The following is a 5,659-nucleotide window of genomic DNA, read 5'->3' as shown; positions in this document are numbered from 1 at the left end:
GCGGGCTGCGCACCGCGTGATGGGCTCGCCCCGCGGCCGGCTGGCGGTGGCCGCGCGGCCGTGGTGCTCGGCCTGGTGGCCGCGGTCGGCGGCTGGTGGTTCGGGGTGGGGCGGTACACGGTCGCTCCGCAGTTGGTGAGCCTGAGCAAGGCCGACGCGGAGGCACGGGCCGCCCGCGCCGGCTTCACCCTCGCCTACGCCGAGCCGCGGTACGACGAGAAGGCGCCCAAGGACAGCGTGCTGGGCCAGGACCCGGTCTCGGCGGCCCGGATCGTCAAGGGCGGCACGATCACGCTCACCTTGTCGCTCGGGCCGGAGCGGCTGCCGGTGCCCGACGTGGTGGGCAAGGACTTCGAGCTGGCCCAGGCCGAGCTGACCGACGCGAAGCTGGTGGTGGCCAAGGGCGCCGCCCGGTACGACGACAGCCTGCCCGCCGGGGTGGTGGTGGCCACCGACCCGAAGGTGGGCACGGTGGTCAAGCCGGGCAGCAAGGTGACCGTCGTGCTGAGCAAGGGCAGGGCGCCGGTTTCGGTACCGAACCTGGTCGGCAAGAACATCAACGAGGCCCGGGCGACGCTGGCGCAGCTCGGGTTGACCCTGGTGGAGACGTACAAGGACTCGGACAAGCCGAAGGACGAGGTCCTCGGTCAGAGCCCGGCGGACGGCACGGGTGTGGAGAAGGGCGCCCAGGTCAAGCTGGAGATCAGCAAGGGCCCGCCGGCGGTCGTCGTCCCCCGGGTGATCGACCTGCCCTGTCAGCAGGCGAAGCAGGTGCTGGAGAGCCAGGGCTTCCCGACCAACATCCAACTCAACCCGAACGGGGTGGCCCGCTTCCAGAACCCGGGTGAGAATTCGCAGGTGCCCCCGGGCACCCCGGTCACGATCACCTGCCTGTGAACGCGCACCGCCCGATCGGCTCGCACACCCCCACCTCGGGTGGCCTGGCGAAGGCGGCCCTGCCGTACGTCGAGGCGACCGGCTCCGGGGTGGTGCAGGTCTACGTCTCCAACTCGCGCGGCTGGGCGCTGCCCGCGGGTGACCCGGTCCAGGACGCGCTGTTCCGGGACGGCTGCGCCGAGCGCGGCGTGCCGGTGTACATCCACGCGTCGCTGCTGGTGAACCTCGGCTCCCCCACCCCGGCGACGGTGGAGAGGTCGGCGCAGACCCTGGCGCACGCGCTGCGCCGGGGCATGGCGATCGGCGCCCGGGGCGTGGTCTTCCACGCGGGCAGCGCGGTGGACGCGGGGCACGCGGAGGCGGCGATGCGGCAGGTCCGGGAGGCGCTGCTGCCGCTGTTGGACGAGGCGGCGGCCACGGACGGCCCGATGCTGCTGGTGGAGCCGAGCGCGGGCGGGGGCCGGTCGCTGGCCTCCCGGGTGGAACAGCTCGGCCCCTACCTGGACGCGGTGGACCGGCACCCCGGGCTGGGGGTCTGCTTCGACACCTGCCACGCCTGGGCGGCGGGCCACGACCTGGCGGCCGAAGGCGGCATGACGGCGACGCTGGACGCCCTGGTGGCGACGGTCGGGCCGGGCCGGCTGAGGCTGGTGCACGCCAATGACTCGAAGGACCTCTGCGGCTCGACCCGGGACCGGCACGAGAACATCGGCAAGGGCACCATCGGCGAGCCGGCGTTCGCCGAGCTGATGCGCCACCCGGCCACCGCGGGCGTGCCGATCGTGGTGGAGACCCCCACGGAGAAGCACGTCGGCCACGCCGCCGACATCGCCACCCTCAACCGCCTCCACCCCTGACCCCCACCCCGGCCCCGGCCAGGTAGGTGTCGATCAAGAGGTCTGCGTCATCCGGGCCACGGATTTCGACGCAAACCTCTTGATCGACACCGGGGAGCGGCCGGCGTCAGCCGCGCAGGACGCGGGTGAGAACCTGGGCCGCGCGGTCGACCGCGGCGTCGGCCACGTCGAAGTGGGTGACCAGGCGGGCGGTACGCGGGCCGAGCACCGAGATCAGCACGCCCTCGGCGCGGGCGGCGGCCGCGAGGGCCTTCGCGTCGAGCGGGTGCTTGGTGAGGTCCAGCGGGACGAGGTTGGTCCGCACGGCGGTGGCGAGCACGCCGAACGGGGCGACCGCCTCGGCGAGTCGGGCCGCCTTGGCGTGGTCCTCGGCGAGCCGGTCGACGTGGTGGGCCAGGGCGTACCGGCCGGCGGCGGCGAGGACGCCGACCTGCCGCATCCCGCCGCCCATCCGCTTGCGGACGAACCGGGCCCGGGCGATCTTCTCGGCGCTGCCGACGACCAGCGAGCCGACCGGCGCGCCCAGGCCCTTGGAGAGGCAGACCGACAGGGTGTCGAAGAGCGCGCCGTACTCGACCAGCGGCACGCCGTCGGCGACGTGCGCGTGCCAGATCCGGGCGCCGTCGCAGTGCAGGGCGAGGCCGTTGTCGTCGGCGACCCGGCGCAGCTCGCGCAGGGTGGCCAGTGGGATGACCCCGCCGCCGCCGCGGTTGTGGGTCTGCTCGACCGCGATGGCCCGGGTGGGGACGGCGAAGTAGCCGTCGGGCCGGATCATGCCGGCGACCACGTCCGGGTCGAGCTCCGCGCCGACCGCCGGCCAGGTCCGCGACGAGATGCCGCCGTACGCGGCCGCCGCCCCGATCTCGTACGTGACGACGTGCGCGTCGGCGTCGCAGAGCAGCTCGTCCCCGGGCGGCACGACGAGCTGGAGGGCGATCTGGTTGGCCATCGACCCGGACGGCGCGAACAGCGCCGCCTCGTGCCCGAATAGCGCCGCGACCTCGGCCTCCAGCGCGGCGACGGTCGGGTCCTCGCCGTAGACGTCGTCGCCGACCTCGGCGGTCGCCATCGCCTCGCGCATCCCGGCGGTGGGCCGGGTCACCGTGTCGGAACGCAGATCAATCAGGTCGTCAGCCACGCAGCATCTCCGCCACCAGGAAGGCCAACTCCAGCGACTGCTGGGTGTTCAGTCGCGGGTCGCAGGCGGTTTCGTACCGGTCGGGCAGGTCGAGGTCCTCGATGCCCTGGGCGCCGCCGAGGCACTCGGTGACGTCCTCGCCGGTCAGCTCGACGTGCAGGCCGCCCGGGTGGGTCTCCAGGCCGCGGTGCACCTCGAAGTAGCCGAGCACCTCGTCGACGATCCGGTCGAAGTGCCGGGTCTTGTAGCCGTTCGAGGACTCGTGGGTGTTGCCGTGCATCGGGTCGCACTGCCAGACCACCTTGGCGCCGGCCGCGGTGACCTTGGCGACGATCGGCGGCAGGGCGTCCCGGACCCGGTGGTTGCCCATCCGGCTGATCAGGGTCAGCCGGCCGGGGACGTTGTCCGGGTTGAGCTTCTCGCAGAGCTCGATCGCCTCGTCCGGGGTGGTGGTCGGGCCGAGCTTCACGCCGATCGGGTTGGCGATCCGGGAGATGAAGTCGATGTGCGCCCCGTCGATGTGCCGGGTCCGCTCGCCGATCCAGAGGAAGTGCCCGGAGAGGCCGTACGCCCGCTCGCCGGAGACCCGGGTGAGCGCCCGGTCGTACTCCAGCGCGAGGGCCTCGTGCGAACAGTAGAGGGTGACCGTGCGCAGCGCCTCGTCGTCGGTCATCCCGCAGGCCCGGATGAAGGCCAGCGCCCGGTCGATCTCCCGGGCGATCGCCTCGTAGCGCTCGCCGGCCGGGGAGTTCTTGACGAAGCCCTTGTTCCAGTCGTGCACGGCGTGCAGGTCGGCGAGCCCGCCGGCCAGGTACGCCCGGAGCATGTTCATCGCGGCGGCCGAGTTGGCGTACGCCCGGATCATGCGCTGCGGGTCGGCGACCCGCGCCTCCGGCGTGGTCTCCAGCGAGTTGATCATGTCGCCGCGGTAGGCCGGCAGGCCGCGGGCGTCGGTCGGCAGCGAGCGGGGCTTGGTGTACTGGCCGGCGACCCGGGCCACCTTGACCACCGGCAGCGACGCGCCGTACGTCAGCACGATCGCCATCTGGAGCAGCGTGCGGGCGTTGGCCAGCAGGTGGCTCTCGGTGTTGTCGGCGAAGGTCTCGGCGCAGTCGCCGCCCTGGAGCAGGAACGCCTTGCCCTCGCAGACCAGCGCGAGGCGCTGCCGGAGCTGGTCGACCTCGTAGGGCGCGACGACCGACGGCACGGTGTCGAGCACCTTGCAGACCTCGGCGACCTTGGCCTCGTCCGGCCAGGGCGGGGTCTGCGCCCGGGGAAGCTCCCGCCAGCGGTCCAGGCCGAGGGCCGCGTCCTCGGCGGAGTCGACGGTCGGACGACTGGTCTGCAGGCCCGGGCTGCCCACCGCGGGGTGACTCAGCTGATGCCACTCATGGCGCATGACAGAAGCGTACGGCGAACGCCGGGGCGGCCCGCCGCCGAGGGGGACAGTTCCGGCAGGTGAGAGATGCCCGACACCGGCAGGTCAGGCGCCGGTGACCGGTCAGGGGGTGACGGCCGGCTCGGGGGTGTTGCCGCCCGGGACCTCGGCGGAGATGCACCAGTCGGCGCCGCTGCGGGTGACGGTGAACAGCAGCGGCCGGGTGGCCTTGCGGCTGCCGACGGCGACGGTGACCGCGGTGCTGACCTCCTGCCCGTGCGGGCTGGACCGGACGTCGGTGATGGTGGCCTGCGGGACGGTGAAGTGGTCGGCGAAGTCGCCGTTCGGGCCGGTGGCGGCGGCGTCGAAGGGCTTCTGCATGGGGGCGCAGAGCTGGCTGCGGCCGGCGTCGACGTCCTTGGCCGCCATCGCGTCGAGGTACGCCTGCACCCGTTCACGGGACTTGGCGGCGGCCTCCTCGGCCGGCGCGCGCTGCGTCCCGGTCGCCGGGGCCCCGGCCTCGTCGTCCCCGCCGAAGCCGCAGCCGGCGAGGGTGAGCGGCAGGAGCGCGAGCAGAGCGACGGCGCTCGCCACCCTCGGGTGCGTCAGGCCCATCGGTCCCCTTCCATCGGCCCGGACATCGGGACATGCCGAGCGGCGATCCTGTCACATCGACACCCTTGCATGTCGCACCCGCCATGGCCGAAACTTTTAATTAACTTTCCTATTAAAGAGGAGGACCCCATGGTTCGACGACGCAGGGCCCTGACCGCCGCCGCACTGGGCGGCATCCCCATCCTGGCCTCGCTGGCGCTGGTCAGCCAGGCCGGCGCGCACGGCAGCATGCAGTCACCGGTCAGCCGGACGTACGCCTGCTTCCTGGAGGGACCGGAGTCGCCGGACTCCGCCGCATGCCGGGCGGCCGTGGCGGCCGGCGGCACCCAGGCACTCTACGACTGGAACGAGGTGAACATCGCCGACGCGGCCGGGCGGCACCGGCAGATCATCCCGGACGGCCGCCTGTGCAGCGCCAACCGGGACAAGTACCGCGGCTTCGACCTGACCCGCGCGGACTGGCCCGCGACCGCGCTCCCCTCCGGCGGGACCTGGACCTTCGCCTACCGGGCCACCGCCCCACACCGCGGCACCTTCGAGCTGTACGTCACCCGCGACGGCTACGACCCCACCCGCCCGCTGCGCTGGGCCGACCTGGAGCTGTTCCACACCGCCACCGACCCGGCGCTGACCGACGGCGCGTACCGGATGACCGCGCGGCTGCCGCAGCGCGCCGGGCGGCACCTGGTCTACTCGATCTGGCAGCGCTCGGACAGCCCGGAGGCCTTCTACACCTGCTCGGACGTCACCTTCGGCCAGGTCACCCCGACCACC

5 protein-coding genes and 1 pseudogene are annotated in these 5,659 nt (G+C 73.3%); 3 read left to right on the top strand and 3 right to left on the bottom strand.

Annotation, left to right across the window (positions count from 1 at the left end; genetic code table 11):
* Both JNW87_RS33900 and JNW87_RS33895 read left to right on the top strand, forming a co-directional pair.
* Positions 1-897 (top strand): annotated as a pseudogene (locus JNW87_RS33900) (PASTA domain-containing protein); the annotation flags it as partial.
* Complete coding sequence (locus JNW87_RS33895) at positions 894-1,754, top strand: deoxyribonuclease IV (RefSeq protein WP_238455093.1); 861 nt, start codon at positions 894-896, stop codon at positions 1,752-1,754. The pseudogene JNW87_RS33900 and the gene JNW87_RS33895, both read left to right, overlap by 4 nt.
* Positions 1,755-1,860: 106 nt before the next feature.
* Here the strand turns inward: JNW87_RS33895 and JNW87_RS33890 are convergent, their stop codons facing one another.
* The 3 genes from JNW87_RS33890 to JNW87_RS33880 form a co-directional block, all read right to left on the bottom strand.
* Positions 1,861-2,880: a low specificity L-threonine aldolase gene (locus JNW87_RS33890; RefSeq protein WP_238455094.1), complete on the bottom strand. Its 1,020-nt coding sequence runs from the start codon at positions 2,878-2,880 to the stop codon at positions 1,861-1,863.
* Between the two features lie 4 nt (positions 2,881-2,884).
* The gene (locus JNW87_RS33885) at positions 2,885-4,291 is read right to left on the bottom strand and encodes a class II 3-deoxy-7-phosphoheptulonate synthase (RefSeq protein WP_238455092.1); all 1,407 of its coding nucleotides are present in this window, start codon (positions 4,289-4,291) and stop codon (positions 2,885-2,887) included.
* 102 nt (positions 4,292-4,393) lie between these two features.
* Positions 4,394-4,885 carry a hypothetical protein gene (locus JNW87_RS33880; RefSeq protein ID WP_109805844.1) on the bottom strand — a complete coding sequence of 164 codons (492 nt, stop codon included), beginning with the start codon at positions 4,883-4,885 and terminating at the stop codon, positions 4,394-4,396.
* 129 nt (positions 4,886-5,014) lie between these two features.
* Between JNW87_RS33880 and JNW87_RS33875 the strand changes: the two genes are divergently transcribed.
* Positions 5,015-5,659, top strand: a 645-nt coding sequence (locus JNW87_RS33875) for a lytic polysaccharide monooxygenase (protein ID WP_305070479.1), incomplete at its 3' end; no start/stop codon positions are given.

The sequence above is a fragment of the Micromonospora sp. ATA51 genome (assembly GCF_016802855.1).
GTDB classification, from domain to species: domain Bacteria; phylum Actinomycetota; class Actinomycetes; order Mycobacteriales; family Micromonosporaceae; genus Micromonospora; species Micromonospora sicca.
Note: the sequence above shows the minus strand (reverse complement) of the source record. Positions and strands in the feature narration are given on the sequence as shown.

Bases quoted from the DNA above. Each gene is read 5' to 3' on its own strand.
- JNW87_RS33885 (WP_238455092.1), bottom strand. From the start codon at position 4,291: ATGCGCCATGAGTGGCATCAGCTGAGTCACCCCGCGGTGGGCAGCCCG.
- JNW87_RS33880 (WP_109805844.1), bottom strand. From the start codon at position 4,885: ATGGGCCTGACGCACCCGAGGGTGGCGAGCGCCGTCGCTCTGCTCGCG.